Origin of the sequence: Pseudoalteromonas sp. BSi20480 (genome assembly GCF_000241365.1) — a bacterium.
Classification (GTDB): domain Bacteria; phylum Pseudomonadota; class Gammaproteobacteria; order Enterobacterales; family Alteromonadaceae; genus Pseudoalteromonas; species Pseudoalteromonas marina.
This window is the reverse complement of the sequence record NZ_BADX01000119.1, coordinates 1-407: the sequence shown is the minus strand read 5'-3', so window position 1 is coordinate 407 and position 407 is coordinate 1. Positions and strand designations below refer to the sequence as shown.

At 37.1% G+C, this 407-nt stretch carries 1 pseudogene; it reads left to right on the top strand.

From position 1 onward, the window contains the following. Positions 1–173: 173 nt before the first annotated feature. Positions 174–407 (top strand): annotated as a pseudogene (locus P20480_RS18360) (hypothetical protein); the annotation flags it as partial.

Genomic DNA, 407 nt, shown 5'->3' with positions numbered 1-407 from the left:
CATTAAAGCAGGACAAAAAACAGTTGGTTTTTGCTCGTGCCTCGCATATTTTAACCAACTATTTTTAGCCTCTTAACGAGGCGTTATGTTTTCATGGAGCCCGTAGTGAGTTCAAGTAACTGGGATAGTGCTGTAATAAAAAGTATTGGCTATGTTGGTATAGGAATCGCCGTTTGGTTTTATTCAATGGACTGGCACCTTCATCACTTGATGATATTTATGGACTTGCCGTTACTTTTTTACTTTATATTAGTGTTTACCTGCTAATTTCTATCGTTGGTTGGTTAGTTGTTGGCTTTCCTGTTCACTGGTTTGTAAAAAAGTACACTAACGGCTCTTATGCTTTTTATATCGCAATACCACTAATAGTTGTTGTTGGTGGCTTGTTTAACAACACTCCTCAAATA